Genomic DNA, 22493 nt, shown 5'->3' with positions numbered 1-22493 from the left:
TGTGCCTGTGGTCACCGGCTTCGGCCGGGCTCTTTCGCTGCTGGTCTTCAGTCATTCGTCTCGCCAGGAGTTTCTTGCTCACCAATCGCTCGGCGCCCGCGTCCTACTAATCGTCTAGTTGACACGGTGCGAACCGTCCAAGTAGCTTTCGATTGCGAAGCCGACATGCCTCCTAAACCCTCAAAGACGCTGACCGAAGCCGAGCACAGGCTGATGAAGCTGCTCTGGAAGCTGGGCGAATCGACCGTCAGTGACCTGGTCGCGGCGCTGCCCGAGGGCTCGGAGCTCGCCTACACATCGGTGCTGACGACGGTGAAGACGCTCGAGGCGAAGGGCTACGTGCGGCATCGCAAGCTCGGGCGCGCCTTCCTGTACATCCCGCTGGTCGAGTCGCAGGAAGCGGCCGCCTCTGCCGTGAGGCACATCATGCAACGCTTCTTCGATAACTCGCGGGAGAAGCTGCTGGTCTCTGTCCTTGGCGATCGCGAACTCACCCCGGACGAACTGGAGCGGCTGAAGCGCCGCATCGCGGAGGCAGAGTGAGCGCAGTCACCCCCGCATTCGACCTTGCCGGCCTGAGCACCGGGCTCACCTCGCTGCTGTCGTCTCTCTGGATCCGCATGTTCTGGCAGAGCACAGTGCTCGCCGCCACCGGCTGGCTCGGCCTGAAAGCCGCGCCGCGCCTGAGTGCGCGACTGCAGTATCGCTGGCTCTTTGGCTGTTACGTGTTCTGCGTCGCGCTTCCCATCGCTGCATCGCTGCTGTCGCTGCGTGCCGCCGCCGCGTCTACAGCAGGCACTTCGCCGCTCCTTACTCTCGATCCACACTGGGCAGTGCTCTGGACCGCAATCTGCGCTCTTGCCTCTGCTTACGCCCTGGCGCGCTTAGTAGCGGGCCTGTGGTCCATGCACCGCATGGTGAGCGATGCACGCGAAGCCGATCCCGAACACAGCGACCACCATGCTGCCGTGCTTATGTGCGCAGCCCGCGGTCCGGTGCGGCTGCTGGTGTCGGACAGAGTCAGCGCACCGGTCGCTGTCGGTCTCGGCCGTCCCGCCGTGGTTCTGCCCGAAGGACTTATCGAGCAGCTCAGCCCCGCGGAGCTCGAGCAGGTGCTGCGCCATGAAGTCGAGCACCTTGCGCGCCGCGACGATTGGTCCGCGCTCCTCTTCGCCCTCGTCCGCTGCGCCGCGCCGTTGATCCCGGCACTGCTCTGGCTGGAGCAGCAGCTCGCCGCCGCACGCGAGATGGCGTGCGACGATGCCGTGCTGCGCACCACGCGGCCGCGCGCCTACGCTGAAAACCTTGCGCGCCTTGCCGCCACACGCTTTCTCCAGCGCGCGCCGCGCTTTGCGCCCCAGTTCCTGGGGCATCGCTCGCAATTGGCCGAGCGCATCGACCACATCCTCGATGCCGGCCGGATGAGCGTCACCCGCATCTCGCTCCGCCGCCTGATACCGACTGGCGCCGCCGCACTGCTCGTCTGCTGCGGGCTGGTGGAAAGTCCCGCACTGGTCGGCTTCGCTCCAGCACCACCCGCGGTAGCCCAGACCGTCGCGCCGGCAGTCTCCGCGAGCGATGTGCATGCCATTCCGGCGTCACTCATCATTCCGAAAGCTGCCACGCCTCACGTTCGGTTAGCGGACAGAGGCGTTCACACACGCCGCACGCACCGCCGTGCCACTCCTGCGAAACCTCTTCTGCTGGCCAGCATTGTGCAGCCTGAAGCGCCTTCTGCCGCCGCCCTGACCGCCGCACCCCCAGAGCCGTCCGCGCTGCAGTTCGTGCTCGTCTTCTGGACCAACACCCGCCAGAGCGTCTGGTTCACCACCACGACCTTCATCCTCCACTCCGGCCCCGCAGCGCGCTCCGGCGACGCCGCAGGCCTCCACGAGATCTAAAAGCACTCGAAACCCCGTCACGAGGAACCCGACCTATGTCTCGAATTACTAAATCCATAGTTGATCGCCTGAACAACTTCAGCGCTGACACGTCACAGCTACGGGCACAGACTGCCCGCCGTCTCGCCGCAGCCGGCGTTCTCGCGGCAGCGCTCGGCGGCGGCTACATGCTGGGCGGTCACGGCACCCTGGGCGTGCACGCGGACAGTCCCGCGCCGCTGCACGTTCCCGACCCTGTCGATCTGTCGACCAGCTTTACTCGCATCGCGAAGGAAGTTGAGCCCGCCGTGGTCAACATCAACACCGAGACGCTGCCGCAGCGTGGCTCCGCGAATGGCCCGAGCGGAGCGCCTGGCGAGGGCAACGGTGGTGATGGAGACGACGACAACGGTGGCGGCAGCGGTGGCAACGAAGCGCCGCCCGACATGCAGCAGTTCTTCCATCACTTCTTTGGCGGTCCCGAAGGTGGCCCCCAGGGCGGTCCCCAAGGCGGTCCTCAGATGGGTGGCCCCGGCATGCAGCAGCAGGCCGTGCGCGCGTTGGGCTCGGGCATGATCGTCGACCCGCGCGGCTACATCCTCACCAACGAACACGTGATCCACAAGGCGGATCGCATCTTCGTAAAGCTCACGACCGATCCGGAGAGCGACCAGGGGCACCGTGCGCGCGTGATCGGCAGCGACCCGGAGACCGATCTCGCGGTGATCAAGATCGACATGGATCATCCGCTGCCCACCGTCAAGCTCGACAACTCCGACGGCGTGCAGGTTGGGGATTGGGTGGAGGCGATCGGCTCGCCGTTCGATCTCGAACAGACGGTGACCGCCGGCATCATCTCCGCGAAGAATCGCAACATCGCGGGCACCGGCGTGGGTGGGCAGTTCAAGCACTACATCCAGACCGATGCCGCCATCAACCCCGGCAACTCCGGCGGACCGCTGCTGAACATGCGTGGTGAGGTCATCGGGGTCAACACCGCCATTGCGACGGAGGGTGCTGGCTACGTGGGCATCGGCTTCGCAATGCCATCCGACACCGCCGCCACTGTCTACAACCAGCTCATTGGGCCGGAGCATAAGGTGGTGCGCGGGTCCATCGGCATCTCCTTCCAGCCCAGCCTCAGCAGTGCTGTGGCCAAGATGTACAACGCAGAGAGTGGCGTACTCATCAGCTCCGTCACGCCGGGCAAGGGCGCGGACAAGGCTGGTCTCAAGCCGGGTGACGTGATCACCTCAGTCGACGGCAAGCCGGTCAAGAATGGCGATGCGCTGGTCGAGGACATCTCTCGCCGCAAGCCTGGCGCGACAGTCGAGCTCGGCTACCTGCGCAACGGCACGAAGCACACCACCAACTGCCAGATTGAGGATCGCGCCAATCTGACCAACGTCGCCCAGATGGGCGGTGGAAAGGGCCCCGGTGATGCGTCGGCTCCCAACGCGGCGCGCGCGAAGCTCGGCCTGTCTGTCAGCGACCTGCCGGAGAATGCGCCCAAGAGCCTGCACGGCGTCATGATCCAGGCAGTGCAGCCCGGATCGTTTGCCGATGAACTCAGCCCCGCCATCGGGCCCGGCCTGATCATCGAGAGCATCAACCGCAAGCCGATCCACAATGCGCAGGAGTTCGCAGCGATGGCGCGCGAACTGAAGTCAGGCGATGACGTGGTGCTTGAAGTCGCAAGCCCGCGCAACGCAGCCCAGTCCACACTCACCGGCGGCACGTTGCCGTAATCGTCGCTGTCGCAGAGACGAGAAAGGGCGCACCGGGCTTCCGGTGCGCCTTTGACTTACGCGGCAGTTTCGCTGGCAGGCTCTACTTCGCCGCGGCGAGCGGCTTCAGGATGTCTCCAAGCAGATCAGGCACGCTGGCATCCCGCTCCAACTGCGGGTAGCGCGGGCCGTCGTGATAGTCCACCCGCACCGTGCGGAAGTGATTATCGTTCGAGACGATCATCTCGATTGGCTCGCTGGTCCCCTTGGCTTTCTTGAGCGCTTCGGTCACTGCCTCGGGAGAGAACCCCATCCCGCCCACTGCGACGATCTTCCACTGCGGCGCCAGCTCCGCCTTGTATGCGGGCGAGAACATCTTCACATCGCGAATCGTGCCGTCCTGCGCGATGCGCAGCCCGAGCGAGTAGTACGCATCCGCGCCATGACGGATGCTGTCTTCAGCCTTCTCGAACGCGTTCGGCTCATCGCGATAGACCAGCTTGTACCCGCCGTGCTCGATACCGCCGAGCGGCGCATGATCTGCATGCGAGGTCAGCCGCTCTGTCAGGAAGCCGCGCCAGTCATACGCGACGACGTTGTTCAGACCGCTGACGATCTCGTCGAACGTGTACGGCACCACCTTTGGAGGTGTATTCCCGCCGACCGAGAGGAAGGCCGTTGCGAAATCATTCAGCGACTTCTGCCCGTGCGTGAGCTGGCGGATTGTGGTGTCTGCATCGAGCCACAGCAGCTCGCCCTCGGGGTAGTAGTCTTGCCCGCGCCGCCAGTTGCTGTAGTTCTGACTATTCCCACGCAGGATCTGTGCTGCGATCGCAGTGTCTTCAAGATCGCGCCACGTGCGGCCCGGCTTCTGGTCCAGGTAAGCTGCCGTGAGCGCAAGCGAGTCGCGATACTGCTCAGGCGTCAGCAGGCCGCTGCGTACGGCCAGCACGCCACCCCAGTACTGCGTCATGCCCTCATACACCCACAGCAGGGTTCCCCGCTGCGGAGTGGCGTAGTCCGGTGTCGCCAAGCCCACCGGGCGGCGGTACTTGCCGTTCCATGAGTGCGTGAACTCATGCGGCAGCAGGTCGGCCTCGAGCATCTCGTGCTGCGGATCGGACAGACCCTTCTCGCCCATGCCGTTGTCGCTCGACTGGTGGTGCTCCAGTCCCTCGCCGCGCACCGTATCGCTGAGCGACAGGATGAAATGGTATGTCTCGTAGTGGTGCGAGTTGTAGAGCGTCGAGGCTTCACGTACCAGTCGCGATAACGAATCGAGGATTGCCGGCTTGATCTCGACATCCTCCGCAGTCTCACCCGCAACGTCCAGGTAATGCTTCGGGCTGATCTCGGACGCGAGCGGAATCTCGCGGAAGTAGCGGCCCGTGATCAGCGGCGAATCGATCAGCGTGCCCACCGGCACAGTCTGGAAGCTCGTCTTGCTTCCCGTGTTGCCGGTCGGCGTCAGCGCTGTGCCCAGCTTCCAGCCTTCAGGCACCGTGATGCTGGCCGTGATCGGAATCTCCGCGACCGGGATGTGCGCGGGATAAAGCGTGACCGAGTTCCACTCGAGCACTGCGATGTTTGCGCTGGTCGCCTCGTCCTCATCGCCGCCCGTGCTGCCCGGCACGGCGAGAAAGTCAAACGTCACATCGAGCGACGTCACGCCCTCGGGCACGGTCAGGTGGATGCCGTACATGTCCACCTCATCGCGCCGCCAGGCAAGCTCTTTGCCATTCGCGCGAATGAACAGACCGGCAAGGTTGTCGATCTCGCCCGTGGGGCGGTGATTGCCCGGGATCCACTGCGCGTACTCCAGCGTGAGCGCGCCGCCCGTCACCGGGATCTGCTCATGCGCATGCAGCAGGTGACGCGGCGCGTCCGACAGATCAACATCGAGCGTGATCGGCGCACTGGGCGGCGTCCCGTGTTCGGCTGATTTCTGTTTGCGGGCAGGTGCGGCGAACACAAGCGAGGCGGAGAGCAGCAGCGTCATTGACGCAAGAGACTTCGTCATGACGCACATCATACGGCAGGTTTGCAGTTGACTTAGCGGTGCGGCCGCTCCAGCGCAGCGCGGTCCCAATCGGCTTCGTCCGCCGCCGCAGCATAAGTGGACTCGAGAAACGCGCGCACCGCTCGATCGGGGTCGGCGTGCTTGCGGACGTCGTTGTAACGCAGCAGGAACTCACCCATCTTGGTGTCATAGTAGGCCGCCGCAGGCTCCACCTTCACGCTGGCCAGTCCTGCCGGTACAGGCGCGGCATAGCAGTAGAACGCAGCCTCCCCGTAGCCGCCATTGCCCGGCCAGAAGCCGGCGCTGATCACTTCGTGCGAGTAGGCCTCACGCGTCATGAAGTCGGCGTTCGCACGCTCCGGCGCGCGCCGGCCAGAGAAGCGCGTCACGGCCAGGTCGAAGCTTCCCCAGAAGAAATGCACCGGGCTCATCTTGCCCAGGAAGTTCGCCGAGAACTGCTGGAACAAATCATCCGCGCTCATCAGCACGCGCCAGAAGCGCTGTGCCGCATCCGGGTCATAGGACGCGTGCTGCGTGTCCTGGTCGAACGGAATCGCCCCGGAAATCTCCGCAGGCATTGGGTCGACCGTCGCAGCGATGCCGAGCAGCGTGAGCGTCTGCTGAAACTCGAAGTAGAAATCCGCGACGCTCTGCGCACGCAGTGGTGTGGAGTGCGACGCGCCCGAACTGAGCCGGAAGTGAAGCTGGTGGGTGAGGAAGTCGAACTCGATCTCCACCATCTCGCCCTGGATGGGAATGGTCCGCGTGGTCAGCCCGCGCGCACTGACGTAGAGCGTCACGTGCCACCAGTGCGGCAGGTGCGGGTGCAGGCTCATGCGCACCTTGCCTACAATCTGCGTCCACAAGTGCAGCGTGTCGGCAGTGGGTTGCCAGGCTGTCCAGTCCAACTCGGGCCATCGTTCCATGTGCGACTACCTCATCTTGACGTCATGACATTTCGGCGTGCCACGCCATCATGGAAGAAAGAGGCCACTCACCGCAAGCGCGCGGTGACAGACATGCGGTTCGTCAGCCCTGCGCGCGCAGCCGGGTCAGGATCGTTTCCGTCGCCGCAGCCATGGGACCGGACAGCGTGCAACCGCTGGCATTCTCATGTCCGCCGCCACCGAAGCTCTCGGCAATCGCGGCTACGTTCACCGAGCCTTTGCTGCGCAGGCTGAGCCGCACGCGATGATCGGGAAGCTCACGGAGGAAGACGGCAATCTCCACGCCCGCGATACTGATGGCGTAGTTCACGATGCCTTCGCAGTCCTCTTCGGCCGCGTTCGCCCGCTCCATGTCTGCCTGCGTCACCCACAGCCATGCCACGCGGCCATCACGCCGCAGGCTCATCAGCGCCGATCCGAGCAGCCGCATCTTCGACATCGGATTCGAGAAGTACACATCCTGCGCAATCGGCGCGGGGCTCGCGCCAAGCCGCACCAGCTCCTGCGCCAGCGCAAAGGTGTGCGCATCCGTGCCCTCGTAGCAGAACGAGCCCGTATCGGTCAGCACGGCCATGTAGAGGCAGGTCGCCATCTCCGGCGTGATCGTCGCCTCTGCAGCGCAGGCGAGCGAAAAAACCAGCTCCGCCACGGCGCATGCGTCGGTGTCGATCCAGTTCAGGTTCGCGAAGTGACGGCCGCTGGTGTGGTGGTCGAGATTGATCAGCCGCCGGCCTTCCAGGCCGCGCAGCCGGGCCCGTTCGATGCTGTCGCATTCGAGCAGGATCACGAGGTCGTAGTCGCCCTCCACGCGTTGCCAGTGCTGAATGCGCTGCGCGCAGGGCAGCCAGCGATAGATGAGCGGCACGCGATCGCTGAACACCATCGTGATCTGCTTGCCCATCTGTTCGAGAAGCATGCCGCAGGCCAGCACCGACCCGACCGCGTCGCCATCCGGACGCGCGTGCGCCGTAATGAGAACGGTCTGCGCCTCGTGGATCGCCTGAAGAATCCCATCCACCGCCGGTGGACGATGCGCCGCATGCAAGGCGCGCGGCGAGCGCTCCTGGCCGTCTGCGAACGCACGGCTGTCGAGTGAGCCGACGAGCACGTGGTCGCAGGGATGCGACGCAGGGGGGGCCGTCTTCATGCGCCTTCTTTGCCCTCCGTCGCCACGGGGGCGGCGACCTTACTGGCCTTGCCGCGGCGTCGTCCGAGCAGCTCCTCAATCCGCGCTGTCATGCGTTCGGTGCGGTCCAGGTGAAAGGTCAGCTCCGGGACGTGGCGCACGCCCATGCGATCCAGCAGCCCGCGCCGGATGTAGCCGCGAGCGTTGCTGAGCGCCTCCATCAGGCCCTCATCGTCCTCGCGCGGACCATCGCTGGCGACGTAGACGCGTGCGGACTTACCGCCCGTGTTCATCACCACCTCGGTCACGTGCGCCGAGACGATGCGTGGGTCCGACAGCTCGCCTTGAATCATGGTGCCGATCTCATCTTTCAGAGTGTCGGCCACGCGATCCCGGTGATATTTGCGCGCGCGCTGTTCTGGCATCGGACACCTCCAAAAGGAACTTACCCGGACAGTGCTTTGCTCACACTTTCTGCCCGAAGAAACCTGTCAGGATACCAGACCCCTGCGCCAGATCAGCCCGGAACGCGCGGGTCAGGCGTCGACGTAATCCCAGAATGCATCTGTGACCTCTGCGCCGTGCTCGGCCACCAGGCGAACCACCGCCCGCTCCACCTCGTCCATCAGCCCGCGCAAGTAGTCGCGCGAGGCAGAGATGGCGGCGATGCCGATCGTCGCGCTCTGCCAGGTGACAGCTTCGTCGAGCTCCGCGACCGAGATGTTGAAGCCCTGCCGCAGCCGGTCCTTCAAGCTGCGTACCACCTGCCGTCGGTCCTTGAGCGAGCGCGACATCGGAATCGAGAGCTGGATTGTCAGCGCGGCAATCGCCATCAGTCACCATCGGCTACGGCGGGCTGCGGCATCTCGTCAGGGAAGAATGGCGCCACTTGCGCTGCCGATGGCGGTGCCGTCAGCAGACTGACCAGCAGCAGACATCCCACGGCGGCGACGAGTGCCGGGAAGATCGCGTCGCGCTCCGCCAGCACGGCCGGCAGATGCTGGTGGATGAAGCTGGTATCCCAGGACACAGTGACCACCGTGCCGACGGCGATGGCGGACACCGCGCCCGCCGCGTTCGCGCGTCGCCAATAGAACGCCGCCAGGATCACCGGCGTCAGTGCGGCCGAGTAGATGGTGTAAGCGTAGAGCGACTTCTGCAACACGGACTGTGTGTGCAGTGCCTGGTAAAGCGCCCACAGCCCAAGCAGCACCACCATGCTGCGCGAGACCAGCAGGATGGCGCGGTTCGACGCATTCGGCGCAAGGTAGCGCGTGAAGATGTCGTTCACCAGATTCGTGGCGGGCGAGAACAGATAGTTGTTGGCAGTCGAAATGATCTTCGCGAACACAGCGCCGATCAGCAGCGGACCCAGCCAGTTCGGCACCCCGTACAGCGCGGTCCACGCGATGACCTCGCGCGGATGCTGGTGCACCTCGCCCGTCGGGAAGACCGCGGACGCCACCACGGCGAGGCCGACGATCACCGATTCCAGCACCACAGTGCCCACCACCCATCCAACGACCGCCTTGCGCGCCGCGGCCTCCGACTTGGCGGAAAAGAACTTCTGGTACATCGCCTGGTTTCCCAGCATGAGGAGCATGGTGGGGAAGAAGAGTTCGAGCGCACGCAGCGGCGTGACATCCCCGAAGACAGCAAAATGCGTGGCCGGTAACGCCGAATGCACGCCGCCCCACCCACCGGCGCGGTGGATCAGGAAGGGAAGCGAGAGTGTGATCGTGATAGTGGCAAGCAGGCCGATTGCGACATCCATGTACGCGACCGACGACATGCCGGCAATGGCCGTGAATAGCACGACGAACGCGCCGATCAGATACTTGCCCGCGTCCGGCGACACGGCGGGGAAGACCAGGTGCAGAATGTCACCGCCGCCGATCAGTTGGTAGCTGGTGATGGCGGTGTAGGTGAACAGCACGGCAATGACGCCGAGCACGCGCGCCGTCTGGTTGTAGCGCACCTCGAGCAGGTCGGGAATCGTGAACTGGGCCAGCTTGCGCGCGCGCGGCGCGATGAAGTAGATCAGCAGCAGCCCGGCCCATCCGCCCGCCGGCTGCCATAGGGCGGCGAAACCATTGTTGTACGCATTCTCCGCAGCAGCCAGCAACGAGCCTGAGCCGATCCACGAGCAGAGCAGCGTGAACACCAGCACAAATGCGGAGAGCGAGCGGCCGGCCAACAGGTAGTCCGCCTTCGTCTGCGTGCGCCGCAGCCGCGACAGCGAAACTGCGAGCAGCCCGAGGACGATGACGGCGAGAACGCCGGCGTAGAGCGGTTTGGTCAACGGCGGAAGCACCTTTCCCGATCGGAGCCGCACGCGCCCGGATCACGAGCGATGCTACATCAGCCTCAGGCGCGGCTGTAGTCGCGTGCGCCGAACAGCGCAGTCCCCAGCCGGATCTCGGTCGCACCCTCTTCGATTGCCACGGCGTAGTCGTGCGTCATGCCCATCGACAGCGCGTCGAAGCGCAGCCGCGCGTGGCTCTGCGCATATTCGTCACGAAGCGCGCGCAGCCGTTGGAAGTACGGGCGCACTGCCTCGGCATCGCGCAGGTACGGCGGCACCGTCATCAGCCCGCGCATCTCGAGGTTGGCGAGATCCGGCAACCGCTCCAGCAGTTCCGCCAGCTCCGCGCTCTCCGGTGCGAGGCCAGTTTTCGCGTCCTCCTCGCTGAGCTTGATCTCGAGCAGCACCGGCAGCCTGCGACCGAGTGCCGCGGCAGCCTTGTCCAGCCGCTCTGCCAGCCGCAGCGAATCGACAGAATCGACCGAGTCGAACAGTGCCGCCGCCTTGGCTGCCTTGTTCGATTGCAGGTGTCCGATCAGGTGTGCGCGCAGGCGTCGGCTGCTCGAGCCCGTGTCATGTGCCTCGCGCAGCGCGGTCCACTCCTGCTGCTTCGACTCGAACTCCTGCACCTTGTTTTCACCGATATGCGTAAGCCCCGCCTCGGCAGAGATGGCCATCGCCGCCGGTGGGTGCATCTTCGTCACCGCGATCAATGTGATCTCTTCCGGCTGTCGACCAGCGCGGCGGCAAGCGAGTGCAATCGTCTCGCGCACCTCGGCCAGGTTGGCGGAAAAGTCCGCGGCTGTGTTCATCGCGCCTCTGTCAGTTCGTCGCCGACACGCACGCAGTCCTCGGCCAGCGCCTGAAAATCGCTCGCCTGGCTGCGATGATTGGTGTTCGCGATGCGCACGGCGTAGCGGCCGCCCAGCGTGGTCCCCGAAACAACGTACGCGCCAGACTCCTGCAACTCCACGACGAGCCGCCGGTTCAATACATTCAGTTGTTCCTCGCTCATCCCCGGACGCGTGTAGCGGAAGCACACGACATTGCTCGGCCGCGGCGCGAGCATTTCGAGCCGCGGCGAGCGCTCGATCCACTGCTCGAGCAGCGCCGCCTGCTCCATGTTGCGCGCGATCAGCCCCGCATACGTTTCCACGCCGTGGACCTCGAGCGACATCCACAGCTTCAATGCGCGAAAGCCGCGGGTCAGCTCGATGCCGCGATCCGCAAACGGCAGACCACCCGCCATGATGCCGCCCTGCGCCTCTTCGAGATAGCTCGCCTGCGTAGCGAAGGCCGCTGTGTGCAGCTTCGGATCGCGCACCAGGACGCAGCCGATCTCAAACGGCAGGTACATCCACTTATGTAGGTCGAACGCGAGCGAGTCCGCCTGCTCGATGCCGGCCACCAGCGGGGCGTACTCGGGAGTCAGGCGCAGCAACGCGCCGAATGCGCCATCCACATGGAACCACACATTCTGCCGTCGGCAAATCTCCGCCAGCGCCACCAGATCATCCATGGCCCCGGTGTTCACCGTACCGCAGTTCGCAATGAGCACCGTTGGCTGGTGTCCGGCAGCGCGATCGCGCTCGATCTGCGCCTCCAACTCTGCGGGAACAATGCGGTACTCATCATCGACGGCGATGCGGCGGTAGCTGTCGCGCCCCAGCCCCATCAACTCCATCGCCTTTTCGGCCCAGGAGTGTGTCTCGGTCGAGCCGTAGACCAGCAACTGCGGATGGCCGGACTGGAGTCCCTCCCGTCGCACGTCAAAGCCTGCCTTGGCATGCCGTCCCACTGCGAGCCCGATCAGGTTCGCCATCGTGGCTCCCGTCGTCAGCAGGCCGGAGCTCTCCGCGGGCATCCCCATCAGCTCCGCCAGCCAGCGCAGGCAAGTCGCCTCAACCACGGCTGGCGCCTGGTGGCCGCCCGCCAGGTGGGCGTTCAGTCCGGACGCCACCATGTCCGCCAGCATCGCAAGCGGCGTTCCGGTCCCGCGCACCCAGCCCCACGCACGCGGATGGCGATTCCCGATGGTGTAGGGCAGCAGATGCTCGCGGACGGTCGCGTAGACCGCATCGGCTGATCGCCCGGCGTGCGGCAGCGGTGCAGACAGTGCGTGGCTCGACGCTGCCGGCAGAGTGCGCCAGGCGGGCTGCTCGCGCAGACTGGCTAGGTCGTCGAACATGTCATCGAGCATGCGGTGGCCAAGAGCGCGCAACTGCTGCCACGCCTCCGGGCTGTCGGGGTCCAGGGTCGGGGTGGGGGCAGGCTGCACAGGCGAAGCGGACGCATGCCGGTCAGCGCCGTTGCGCGCAGCAATGTCATGACGAAGCAGTGGCAAGGGCATCAGCGGACCTCGCGGTTCGATTTGCGGGCGAGGGCACGCCGGAGGGGTGTCTAACGCTCGGGTCCACGTCCCCCATCCGGAGGATCGCAGCGCCGTCCATCAGGATACCGCGTCAGGAGCGTGGTGCGTCAGGGAGGCAAGCCCGGGGGAAGAGAGTCTGGGGCGGCTTACAGCGCCTGCACCAGCCGGGGCAGCAGCCCCGCGTGGCTCGTCTCGTAGAGCGCCAGCAGGCGCTGCCGCATCAGGTAGTACGCGGCTGAGGCCTCATGGATGTAGAACGGGATGCGGAAGCTCTGCCGCCGGAGCAGCAGCGCCACCTCGATCTGGGTGATGGCCTTCTGCATGCGTGCCGCATCCCGGCGCATCATCTCCGCCACGATCGTCGCATCCTCAAAATTCCACCGCTGAACGAAGATCGCCAGGTCCAGCATGACCTCGGCGTTGCGTCGCAGACGGGGCAGCCCGTCGCAGCCGCCTAACAGGCGCCACATCGCCTGCGGGGTCATCTCAAGCTGGTTGGCGCGCGGTTCCAGGTAAGCCTTGGCGATCTTTTCGAGGTCCGCAAACTGCAGCGGCTCCAGCCGGCTCACCAGCGTGCTCCACGTCATGGTCTGCTGCCGCTTGCGGCGCAGAAAGAAGCGCAACTGCAGGCCGGCAAGCCCCAGGAGGAACACCGCGATCGTGACCAGAGCGAACATCGCTAGCGGGACTCCCTCTCCCGGGTACCCAACGCTTCGGCGAGATCGTAACTCAGTCTGTTCGCGTGTTGCAAGATGACATTTTGCAGCCCCGGCGGAAGCTGTTCTTTTTCGGGCTCATCTCTCCAGAAGTTCACGATCCAGTACCCAAGTGCCACCAGCCACGCCATCTTGCGCACTGTCTGGAGCAAGACATGGTGCCGTCCGTCCAGCCACTGCGTTTGCAGCGCATCCGCGGCAAACGACACCAGCGCCCAGACCGTCAATCCCGCGCCGACCCCGACCACGCGCGACCGCCAGTACGCCCCCGCCCGCTGCGAGGTGAGCAGAATGGCGGTGAACAGCTCACAGATCACAATGCTGGTGAACAGGTTGCCGCGGTACTGCCACGCCTGCGGCGATTGCGCATGCAGCGGGCTCACCCAGAAGGTAAGCGCCAGCGCGACCAATATGCCCAGCCCGGTCCACAGCGCGAGCTGGCCACGCGCCTCCATCACCCATCGCCCTGCGGGGCGCAGCACGTGCAGCGCGACCTCGCTGAGCACGCCCACCAGCAGGCAGAAGTCGACCAGGGCCGCTACCCAGTAAAGCGGTGCATAGCCCAATGCGTGCAGGTACCAGTAGTCGGCAAAGAGCACAGCGGTGGTGACAATCTGGAAGCCGATGTAAGCAGAGAAGGCGGGAAACTGCCGCATCCGGTGACGCAGCAAAAGGGTCAGGAACAGGGCGGCATGGCCCAGAAAGCCCACCGCCCACAGAACCTGATCGAGAGTCGAAGTGTGCATCCCGTCGCTGCCCTGCGACGAGACTACGCGTCACAGCCCCAGAAGCGATACCAGCAACTGCAGCAGCGATGTCGAGTCCGTCGTTGTCGTCGAGCTGCTCTTCGGCGGCGGCACCGGATTGGTGCCGCCCGGCGATTCAGCGAAGGCCGGCGCAGCGCACGAAGCAAGCAGGGCGAGGGAAAGAGCAAGGGTGCGGGAGGAGCGACGCATAGGGACTCCAGAGCGCAGAGGCGCACCATCACTGTAACCAAAGTGCCGGCCAACGGGGAAGGAGAACGTTACCTTTGGTGGGTGACCTGCTAGCGACCGAGGGAGTTCGGTTCCTATAACTGAGCCCGTTTCGGAACGACAGCCTCAGCGCCCCAGCTCCTCCAGGTACTTCTCTGCCTCGAGCGCCGCAGAGCACCCCGATCCGGCCGCCGTGATCGCCTGCCGGTAGCGCCGGTCCTGCACATCTCCGCAGGCAAACACACCCGGGATGCGTGTGTGCACCTGCTCATGCGTGACGATGTAGCCGTCGTTGTCGAGTTCAATCTGGCCGACAAAGGCCTTCGTGTTCGGCTCGTGGCCGATGCCCAGAAACATGCCGCTGACCGGCAGGACGGATGTCTCGTTAGTGCCGACATGGCGCAGACGCAGGCCGCTTACTTCCTTCTGCTCGGTCCCGAGTACTTCTTCGACCACGACGCTCGACTTGAACTCGATCTTCTCGTGCGCCCGCGCCCGTTCAAGCATGATCTGCGAAGCGCGGTACGTCTCCGAGCGGTGCAGCACGTAGACCTTGCTGGCGAACCGGGTCAGGAACAGCGCCTCTTCCATCGCCGTGTCCCCGCCGCCGATCACGGCAAGTTCCCGGCCGGAGAAGAAGAAGCCATCGCAGGTGGCGCAGGATGAAACGCCGTGCCCGATCAGCTCCTGCTCGGAGGGCAGCCCCAGCCAGCGTGCCGACGCGCCGCTCGCGATGATCAGCGTGCGGGTGCGTACCGTCTCCGCGCCCAGGTTGAGCACGAACGGCTGCTGTGACAGATCGGCCGAGACCAGGTGCGCCATGCGAAACTCAGCGCCGAACCGGGTGGCCTGCTTTTTCATGTTGTCGATCAGCTCGGGCCCCTGGATGCCGTCCGGCCAGCCGGGGAAGTTCTCGACCATCGTCGTGATCGAGAGCTGCCCTCCGGGCTCATGCCCTTCAAGGACGAGCGGCTTCAGGTTGGCGCGCCCGGTGTAAATGGCGGCGGTGAGCCCGGCGCAGCCGGAGCCAAGGATGACGGTATCGCGAACGTTGTCTGCCATGAGCGTACGAATTTGATTCTAACCAGCAGGGAAGGGTTCATCGCGCGCCGCTCGCGAATCCATGGCAAGCGACTAGACTGAATCGGCAGCTTCGCGCATCGAATCGCACCGAAACGCACGCAGAAATCACGCAGGAATCGAGGAGACAAGCATGGCGGACCTGGTCCTGGTCTACGGAATGCGGCTGCTGCCGGCCGACGAGGTAAAGCAGGTGGGCGCGGCCCCGGTCACGCTCCACAACGGCAACGAGGCGCAGGTCACGATGCATGTGCTCGAGGGCTCGCGCGAGCAGATCGAAAGCCAACTCAAGCAGAGCATCGATGCCTTCTTCGACTTTTACCCCGAAATTTGATCGCAGCCATTCCGGCGAGAGCGCAGGGTCAGCCCGCCTCGTCGCTGTCTTGCTGCTGAGCGGGTTCGGCGGCTGCTCTGCGCTGGCGGCGAATCCGCAGGCTCCCCCACCGGCTGCTGCCATCGCGTCGGCGTCCAGCGCCGAAGACGTGCTCGCGGAGATGGTCCACGCCTCGGGAGCGATCTTCGCGGGGCAGGTCTACGCGATTCGTCTGCCCGCCGGCGCCCAGCCCGCAGGAGGTCCGAGCGCCACGCCAGTCCCGAGCACCCGGCCGGACGCTGTCGACGTTGAGTTCCGCGTGGATGTCGGGGTGCGCGGCACCTCTGTGGGCACCAACTACATCCTTCACATGCCGCCAGCCGAGTGGCAGCAGGATCCAGCCTTCGCGCTCCATCAGCGCGCCATGTTGTTTCTTCGACCGCCGGACGCCAATGGGCTCTCCGGCCCGGTGCAGGGTGCGGGCGACCCCGCCGGGCAGCCCGCAGGCGTGCTGCCCCTGCGGCCTGACAACACGGTCGACCTGAGCCGGCTCACCCGGCTGGTTCAGCCGTCTGGCTCGCCTGCTGCGGCCGGGAGCGCCAGGGCGGGCGGTCCTGCGAACACGACCACGCCAGTTGGACCGCCGCCGGTGCCAGACGTCTCGACCGCGGCAGGCCGGGATACTCTAGAGTCGGGATCAAGGGAGGGACGTATGCCAGAGCTGAACGCTCCCAGCGTGCCTTTCTTAGCGCTAATGCGGGATGTCACGGTACTCAACGCGGCCGAAGCACCGCCCGCGCACCCGGCCGAAACGCGATAGCCCATGTCGCGAAGCCTGGCCGGGGTGTGCCGCATCTGTCTGATGAGAGAACGATCACACCCAAGGAGCGACCATGACCAGCAGCGTTGCCGGGACCACTGCCTCCACGCCGAAGCGCCCCCACGTCCTCATCGTCGGTGGCGGCTTCGCCGGTCTTCAGGCTGCTGAGGTCCTGGGAGGCATGGCGGTCGACGTCACCCTGGTGGATCGTCGCAACCACCACACCTTCCAGCCGCTGCTCTACCAGGTCGCCATGGGCGTGCTCTCCCCGGCAGACATCGCGCAGCCGATCCGCACCGTTCTGCGGCACCGCAAGAACGTTGAGGTGCTGATGGACGAGGTGGTCGGCATCGACGCCGCGCACAGCACGGTTCAGCTCCGCAGCAATGCCAGCCTTCCGTACGACTACCTGATCCTGGCCACTGGCTCGACGCACAGCTACTTCGGCCACAACGACTGGGCAGCGCTCGCGCCGGGGCTCAAGACGGTCGAAGACGCAACGGAGATGCGCCGCCGCATCATGCTCGCCTACGAGCTCGCGGAGCGCGAGGCGGCCGAGACCGGGCACCATCCGCCGCTGAACTTTGTCATCGTCGGCGGCGGCCCCACAGGCGTCGAGCTTGCCGGGGCCATCCGCGACATCGCCAGCTACTTCATGGGCGGCGACTTCCGCCACATCCAGACGCAGAACACGCGTGTCCTGCTGGTCGAGGGCGGCCCGCACATCCTACCCTCGTACCCCGAGGACCTGCAGGCCAAGGCAGTCGAACAGCTCAAGCAGCTCGGCGTCGAGATCATCACCGGCCAGACCGTGACGAATATAGAGCCCGGCTACGTCACCATCGGTAACGAGCCAAACCAGCAGAAGGTCGAATCGCTGGTCACGCTATGGGCTGCGGGCGTGCAGGCCTCGCCGCTCGGCCGCATGCTGGGGACCCCCGTCAACAAGCGCGGTTCGGTCATCGTGGACGCCACCCTGAACCCGCCGGGGCTGCCGAATGTCTTCGTCTGCGGCGACCTGGCCGAGGCCACCGAGAACGGCAAGCACGTGCCCGGCGTGGCCCAGCCCGCCATGCAGATGGGCGCCCAGGCCGCGCACATGATCCAGGCCGACATGGACCGGCGGCCGCGCAAGCCCTTCCACTACTTTGACAAGGGCGACATGGCAACGATCGGTCGCGCCCGCGCTGTTGCGGACGTAAAGTGGCCGTTCAAGGCACACTGGGGCGGCTTCATGGCCTGGCTCAGCTGGCTGGTGGTTCACATCTACTTCCTGATCGGCTTCCGCAATCGCCTTTCCGTCCTGATGCAGTGGGGTTGGACCTACCTGACCCAGGGCCACGGTGCGCGCCTGATCACTGGAAACCAGAAGCTGCCCGGGTGGGAGGTGCTGGTGCCGGAGCGGCAGAGCGCGCAGGAGAAGCCGCTCGATCTTGCCTCGCCGATCATGGTGGACCCAACCGCGCCCGTGCCGCCCGAGGCGCCGCATGCGCAGGCAGCGACGCCCCCGCAACCGGAGCCAGCCAACGCCGGCGTCTAAGCTCCAGGACCGTCAGCGGCTCGATGATCTACCACCCGGATCGGTCGCGCGGGAGAGCCTCGGCCAATCCCACATCTCCGACGTCAGCTTCGCCGGCAGGGGCGAGCCAAGTTGGTGAGCGAGCATGCAAACCTGCCCACGATGATGCGCTTCGTGGCACAGCATGTAGCAGAGCATCTCGGGTCCGACTGGCCACGCATCGGCCCAACCATCGCGACGGAATGTCTCGACACGTCCCTTTCCCGAGAGTGCCTCATTCAGCAAAGCCTCGCAGGCATGGGCGCTCGCTGCCAATCCAGCGCTGGCCTGCTGCTGTGTGCAGCGCGCGCGATTGAGCAACTCCGGCACCCCAAGATCAGGCGCTGTCAACCGCACCCACTTTGCGCGGACGTTGTGGACGTGCGTGAAGATGGCGCACACGGTGCGCACCTTGCCAACTGGGATCGCCGTCCAAATCGACGGGTCCAGATGCGCAATCAGCAACTGGTTGAGCCGCTCATTCAGGGCGAAGATGGCGCCAGCCGTTCCCTCACTCACGCTAACTCTCGAAGCTTTCCTCGCAGGCATGCCGCGCCCTCCTCCCTGATGTTTTAGTCCCGCAACGGAGACCTCGGAAACTCTGCAATGCGCGGCCGTCGCGGGTATGATCGTGGCGCTGCGCGTTCCCTGTGTTGCTGGAGGACCTAACCCTTGCGCCTATTCCTGTTTCGTTCTGTCGCGGTTCTCGCTCTCGCGCTCCCCGTCTTTGCACAGCCGGCTCCGAAGCTTCAGGCAAACCGGCCGCTCAAAGTCCCGCAGCTTCCGTATGAGCGCTACACGCTCCCTAACGGTCTGACCGTTCTGCTGCATGAGGATCATCGGCTGCCGCTGGTCGCCGTTGACCTCTGGTACCACGTCGGGCCGGTGAATGAGGCGCAAGGCCGCACTGGCTTTGCCCACCTGTTCGAGCACATGATGTTCGAAGGCTCAGAGCACGTTGGCGAGAAGGCTCACTTCCGCTACCTCGAAGGCGCGGGCGCGACAGGCATTAACGGCACTACTGACTTCGATCGCACCAACTACTTCGAGACGGTGCCCAGCAATCAGCTGGAGCTTGCTCTGTGGCTCGAGAGCGATCGCATGGGCTTCCTGCTTGAGACGCTCGACCGCGAGAAGCTCACCAATCAGCGCGATGTCGTGCGCAACGAGCGCCGCCAGGGCGAGAACCAGCCCTACTCGCTGGGCGATGAAGAGCTCTACCACCAGCTCTTTCCCAAGACACATCCTTACTACGCGTCGGTCATCGGGTCGCACGCCGACATCGAAGCCGCGCGGCTCAACGATGTCCGCCAGTTCTTCCGCAACTACTACACGCCGAACAATGCGAACCTCGCGATTGCGGGCGACTTCGACAAAGCCAAGCTGAAGCAGTTGGTCGAGCGCTACTTCGGTCCGGTGCCCAAAGGCCCGGAGCCGCCGCCCGTCACGGTGACCACCCCGCCGATCACGTCCGAGAAGACAGCCACGGTGACAGATACCGTTCAGCTGCCGCGCGTCACCTACGGCTGGCTGATGCCGCCGGCCTTTCAGCCGGGCGATGCGGATGCCGACCTGCTGATGAGCATCCTGGGCGGCGGTAAGGCGAGCCGCCTCTACCGCAAGCTGGTGTATGAGAAGCAGCTGGCGCAGTCGGTGCACTGCGAGCTGAACTCGCTGCGCCTCGGCTCGGTAGCGCAGTGCGATGTCACGGCGCGTCCGGGCGCCTCGCCGGCGGACATCAAGACGGCAGTCGACATCGAGCTGAAGGCCATGCGCGAGCAGGGCCCGAGCGCGGCTGACGTGGACGGCGCGCGCAACACGCGCCTGACTGGGCTGATCGGCGGGCTGCAGCGGCTGGGCGGCTTCGGCGGCGTTGCGGACCGCATGGATTACTACAACTACTACACCGGCGACCCCGGTTATCTGCCGAAGGATGTCGCCCGCTTCCAGCATGTGACTGTCGCCTCTGTCCGCAAGATCGCGCAGGAGCAGCTCACCGACAGCAAGCGTGTCGTCGTGACGGTGGTCAACGGCAAGAAAGTTACTGAAGATGTGCCGAGGAGCCCGGCCGATACCGACGCCAACGTAAAGGTCGAAAATCCCTACCCGGCCACCTTTGAGACAGCACAGGACTGGCGCAAGACCGCGCCAGCCGCCGGCCCGCTGCCCACCGCGCATCTGCCGGTGCCGAAGGTCTTCGCGCTCAAGAACGGGATGCAGGTCTACCTCGTCGAGGATCACTCGCTGCCTGTGCTGAGTGCGAACCTTGTGTCGCTGGCTGGCGGCGATGCCAATCCGGAAGGAAAGCCCGGTCTCGCCAGCTTCACGGCGCGCATGTTGACCGAGGGCACGCGCGATCGCTCCTCGACCGAGATCGCCGACGCCGTCGATCATCTCGGCGCGCAACTGCGCTCGACCGCCACCGTCGATCTCGCAGGCCCGTCGATGGATAGCCTGAGCAACGTCTCGGACGCGGAACTTCAACTGCTCTCCGAACTGGTCGAGTATCCGACCTTTGCGCCGGAGGAGATCGAGCGCGTGCGTAAGCAGCAGCTCACCGCCATTCTCGAGGAAGCAGACCAGCCGCGTCAGGCCGTGTTGCGTGTGGGCGAGAGGGCGCTCTATGGTGACGCGCCGTACGGCTATCCCGCGATCGGCACCACTGCCGCAGTCAAGAGCTTTACGCGCGGCGACCTGACCGGATTTTGGCAGCAGCACTACGGCCCGGCAAATGCTGCGCTGGTGCTGACCGGCGACCTGACTGAGCAGGAGGCGCGTGCCGCCGCAGACAAGTACTTCGGTCCGTGGAAGCCGGCGGACAACTATGCCGGCGCGGCAAAGAGCGTGCCAGAGCCGACAGCCGCCACCCGCCGCATCATCATCGTCGACAAGCCCGGTGCGCCGCAGACTGTTCTGCTGGCGTTCGGCCTGGGCGTGCCGCGCTCCACGCCCGATTACCCCAGCCTGTTGATCATGAACGATGTGCTCGGCGGCCTCTTCTCCTCGCGCATCAACATGAACCTGCGCGAGCAGCACGGCTACACCTACGGTGCCTTCTCAGCCTTCGCATTCCATCGCTTCGGTGGGCTGCTCTACTCGGGCAGCGCGGTACGCACAGATGTCACTGCCCCGGCGACGAAAGAACTCGTCGCTGAACTCGAGCGCATCACTACCGATCCGCCGACCGCGAAGGAGCTGAAGCTGGCGCAGGAGTCGGAGACGCGCTCCGTGCCCGGCCAGTTCGAGACAGCGCGCGGTACCTCCGCGCTGATGTCTGAGCTGTTCGTCTATCACCTGCCGGACAGCTACTATGCCATGCTGCCGGAGCAGTTCGCAGCCGTCACGCCGGAGCAGGTGAAGCAGGCCGCCGACACCCACGTGCACCCGCAGCAGATGCTGATCGTCGCAGTCGGCGATCGCACCAAGATCGAGCCCGGCATGAAGGCCCTCAACCTCGGCTCGATCGAATACCGCAACGAAATGGGCGATCCGGTGCAGTAAAGAAAGAAGCGCGACACCAAAGCAGAAGGGCAGCCTCGCGGCTGCCCTTCTGCCATCTGTAGCCGATGCGATGGCTTATGCGCCGACCGGCTCCGCCGCGCGTACGTTCACTGGTGTCAGCCAGTTGTAGCGGTCCGGGCGGGTGCCGTTCACGATGCCGAAGAACTCGTCTGCGAGCTGGTGGGTGATCGGTCCCGTCTTGCCGTCCTTCACCAGGATGCGATCGACAGAGCGAATCGGCGTGACCTCAGCGGCTGTGCCGGTGAAGAATACCTCGTCGGCAATGTAGAGCAGCTCGCGTGGCAGCGCTTGCTCGACGACGGGGATGCCGAGGTGCCGCGCCAGCGTCAGCACCGAGTCACGCGTGATCCCGTTCAGCACCGAGTTTGCGAGCGGCGATGTATAGAGCGTCGAGTTGCGGATGATGAAGAGGTTCTCGCCCGAGCCTTCCGAAAGATAGCCGTTCACGTCGAGCGCAATGCCTTCGCTGAAGCCATTCAGGTCGGCTTCCATGCGGATGAGCTGCGAGTTCATGTAGTTCGCGCCCGCCTTCGCCAGCGATGGCATGGTGTTCGGTGCGAGGCGGTTCCACGACGAGATGCACACGTCCGCGCCCTCGTCGCCGGGGACGTACTTGCCCCAGGGATAGTTCGCGATGTAGGTCTCGACCGGCGTGCCCTTGGGGTTGACGCCGATCTCGCCGTAGCCGCGGAAGCTGACTGGGCGGATGTAGCAGGGCGCGATGCCATTGGCTTCGACCAGCTCGACAACGGCCGCATTCAACTGCTGGAGCGTGTAGGGAATCTCCATGCGATAGATGCGCGCGGAGTCGAGCAGGCGCTGCATGTGCTCCGGCAGCCGGAAGATGGCCGCGCCGCTTGGCTGCTTGTAGCAGCGGATGCCTTCGAACACCGAAGAGCCGTAGTGCACGACATGGCTCATGACGTGAAGCGTCGCCTTCTCCCAGGGGATGAGGGTTCCGTTGTGCCAGATATTCGCCGTGGGGTGGATGGGCATCGATACTCCTTCGCGTCGTCGCGGGTGGGGATGGACTGGGGGTGCGTCCACTCCGATTATAGGGCGCGTCCGCAGGGTAGGTGAGGACGGCCAGCGAAGCGCTCGGGCGACCGCGTCCGGAAAAAAAGAGCGCGCGCG

General features: G+C 65.2%; 21 protein-coding genes. 7 read left to right on the top strand and 14 right to left on the bottom strand.

All coding sequences use genetic code 11. The features are described 5' to 3' along the window. The first annotated feature begins 165 nt into the window (after nt 1-165). From AC5IJH_RS13355 to AC5IJH_RS13345, 3 genes are read left to right on the top strand one after another with little or no spacing between them, the layout of a single operon-like run. Complete coding sequence (locus tag AC5IJH_RS13355; RefSeq protein WP_491903322.1) at nt 166-543, top strand: BlaI/MecI/CopY family transcriptional regulator; 378 nt, start codon at nt 166-168, stop codon at nt 541-543. Beyond that, nucleotides 540-1901, top strand: coding sequence for a M56 family metallopeptidase (locus AC5IJH_RS13350; RefSeq protein ID WP_491903321.1), 1362 nt, complete (start codon nt 540-542; stop codon nt 1899-1901). Before AC5IJH_RS13355 ends, AC5IJH_RS13350 begins: the two co-directional genes overlap by 4 nt. Before the next feature lie 35 nt (nt 1902-1936). Further along, nucleotides 1937-3628 carry a trypsin-like peptidase domain-containing protein gene (locus AC5IJH_RS13345; RefSeq protein WP_491903320.1) on the top strand — a complete coding sequence of 564 codons (1692 nt, stop codon included), beginning with the start codon at nt 1937-1939 and terminating at the stop codon, nt 3626-3628. An 82-nt stretch (nt 3629-3710) separates the two neighbouring features. Here AC5IJH_RS13345 and AC5IJH_RS13340 read toward each other — a convergent pair whose 3' ends face one another. The 12 genes from AC5IJH_RS13340 to trxB all read right to left on the bottom strand — a co-directional run bounded on the left by AC5IJH_RS13340 (nt 3711) and on the right by trxB (nt 15128). Beyond that, nucleotides 3711-5627: a M61 family metallopeptidase gene (locus AC5IJH_RS13340; RefSeq protein WP_491903319.1), complete on the bottom strand. Its 1917-nt coding sequence runs from the start codon at nt 5625-5627 to the stop codon at nt 3711-3713. 32 nt (nt 5628-5659) lie between these two features. Continuing rightward, a complete protein-coding gene (locus AC5IJH_RS13335; protein WP_491903318.1) occupies nt 5660-6553 on the bottom strand; it encodes a DUF5996 family protein in 894 nt (297 codons plus the stop codon). A 103-nt stretch (nt 6554-6656) separates the two neighbouring features. After that, nucleotides 6657-7721: a DHH family phosphoesterase gene (locus tag AC5IJH_RS13330; RefSeq protein WP_491903317.1), complete on the bottom strand. Its 1065-nt coding sequence runs from the start codon at nt 7719-7721 to the stop codon at nt 6657-6659. Further along, nucleotides 7718-8125 (bottom strand): 30S ribosome-binding factor RbfA, encoded by a 408-nt coding sequence (rbfA, locus tag AC5IJH_RS13325; protein ID WP_491903316.1) that lies wholly within the window; start codon nt 8123-8125, stop codon nt 7718-7720. Before rbfA ends, AC5IJH_RS13330 begins: the two co-directional genes overlap by 4 nt. A 111-nt stretch (nt 8126-8236) precedes the next feature. Next, nucleotides 8237-8533: a DUF503 domain-containing protein gene (locus tag AC5IJH_RS13320; RefSeq protein WP_491903315.1), complete on the bottom strand. Its 297-nt coding sequence runs from the start codon at nt 8531-8533 to the stop codon at nt 8237-8239. Continuing rightward, nucleotides 8533-10002 (bottom strand): sodium:solute symporter family protein, encoded by a 1470-nt coding sequence (locus tag AC5IJH_RS13315; protein WP_491903314.1) that lies wholly within the window; start codon nt 10000-10002, stop codon nt 8533-8535. Before AC5IJH_RS13315 ends, AC5IJH_RS13320 begins: the two co-directional genes overlap by 1 nt. A gap of 65 nt (nt 10003-10067) precedes the next feature. Next, nucleotides 10068-10817 carry a YggS family pyridoxal phosphate-dependent enzyme gene (locus tag AC5IJH_RS13310; RefSeq protein ID WP_491903313.1) on the bottom strand — a complete coding sequence of 250 codons (750 nt, stop codon included), beginning with the start codon at nt 10815-10817 and terminating at the stop codon, nt 10068-10070. Then, on the bottom strand, nt 10814-12355 hold the full coding sequence (locus AC5IJH_RS13305) for a pyridoxal phosphate-dependent decarboxylase family protein (protein WP_491903312.1): 1542 nt from the start codon (nt 12353-12355) through the stop codon (nt 10814-10816). The genes AC5IJH_RS13310 and AC5IJH_RS13305 overlap by 4 nt, the downstream gene beginning before the upstream one ends. Nucleotides 12356-12522: 167 nt before the next feature. Beyond that, a complete protein-coding gene (locus AC5IJH_RS13300; RefSeq protein WP_491903311.1) occupies nt 12523-13053 on the bottom strand; it encodes a hypothetical protein in 531 nt (176 codons plus the stop codon). Between the two features lie 2 nt (nt 13054-13055). After that, entirely contained in the window at nt 13056-13838 is a 783-nt protein-coding gene (locus tag AC5IJH_RS13295; RefSeq protein ID WP_491903310.1) for a hypothetical protein, read from the bottom strand. Between the two features lie 30 nt (nt 13839-13868). Then, the gene (locus AC5IJH_RS13290) at nt 13869-14048 is read right to left on the bottom strand and encodes a hypothetical protein (protein ID WP_491903309.1); all 180 of its coding nucleotides are present in this window, start codon (nt 14046-14048) and stop codon (nt 13869-13871) included. A 144-nt stretch (nt 14049-14192) separates the two neighbouring features. Beyond that, entirely contained in the window at nt 14193-15128 is a 936-nt protein-coding gene (trxB, locus tag AC5IJH_RS13285; RefSeq protein WP_491903308.1) for a thioredoxin-disulfide reductase, read from the bottom strand. A gap of 151 nt (nt 15129-15279) precedes the next feature. On the opposite strand from trxB, the gene AC5IJH_RS13280 reads away from it, so the two are divergent. The 3 genes from AC5IJH_RS13280 (at nt 15280) to AC5IJH_RS13270 (ending at nt 17819) form a co-directional block, all read left to right on the top strand. After that, nucleotides 15280-15480: an allantoinase gene (locus tag AC5IJH_RS13280; protein ID WP_491903307.1), complete on the top strand. Its 201-nt coding sequence runs from the start codon at nt 15280-15282 to the stop codon at nt 15478-15480. Then, nucleotides 15449-16279 (top strand): hypothetical protein, encoded by an 831-nt coding sequence (locus AC5IJH_RS13275; RefSeq protein ID WP_491903306.1) that lies wholly within the window; start codon nt 15449-15451, stop codon nt 16277-16279. The genes AC5IJH_RS13280 and AC5IJH_RS13275 overlap by 32 nt, the downstream gene beginning before the upstream one ends. Nucleotides 16280-16352: 73 nt before the next feature. Beyond that, entirely contained in the window at nt 16353-17819 is a 1467-nt protein-coding gene (locus tag AC5IJH_RS13270) for an NAD(P)/FAD-dependent oxidoreductase (RefSeq protein ID WP_491903305.1), read from the top strand. A gap of 12 nt (nt 17820-17831) precedes the next feature. Here the strand turns inward: AC5IJH_RS13270 and AC5IJH_RS13265 are convergent, their stop codons facing one another. After that, the gene (locus AC5IJH_RS13265) at nt 17832-18356 is read right to left on the bottom strand and encodes a DinB family protein (protein ID WP_491903304.1); all 525 of its coding nucleotides are present in this window, start codon (nt 18354-18356) and stop codon (nt 17832-17834) included. A 153-nt stretch (nt 18357-18509) separates the two neighbouring features. Here AC5IJH_RS13265 and AC5IJH_RS13260 point away from each other — a divergent pair, with 153 nt between their 5' ends. Further along, nucleotides 18510-21338 (top strand): M16 family metallopeptidase, encoded by a 2829-nt coding sequence (locus tag AC5IJH_RS13260; RefSeq protein WP_491903303.1) that lies wholly within the window; start codon nt 18510-18512, stop codon nt 21336-21338. Between the two features lie 75 nt (nt 21339-21413). Here the strand turns inward: AC5IJH_RS13260 and AC5IJH_RS13255 are convergent, their stop codons facing one another. Next, nucleotides 21414-22355 (bottom strand): branched-chain amino acid transaminase, encoded by a 942-nt coding sequence (locus tag AC5IJH_RS13255; RefSeq protein ID WP_491903302.1) that lies wholly within the window; start codon nt 22353-22355, stop codon nt 21414-21416. Nucleotides 22356-22493 lie beyond the last annotated feature (138 nt).

It is taken from the genome of Candidatus Dedyshia acidiphila, from assembly GCF_051025295.1.
Classification (GTDB): Bacteria; Acidobacteriota; Terriglobia; order Terriglobales; family Acidobacteriaceae; genus KBS-83.
The sequence above is the reverse complement of the archived record's forward strand: the minus strand, read 5'-3'. Positions and strand labels throughout refer to the sequence as shown.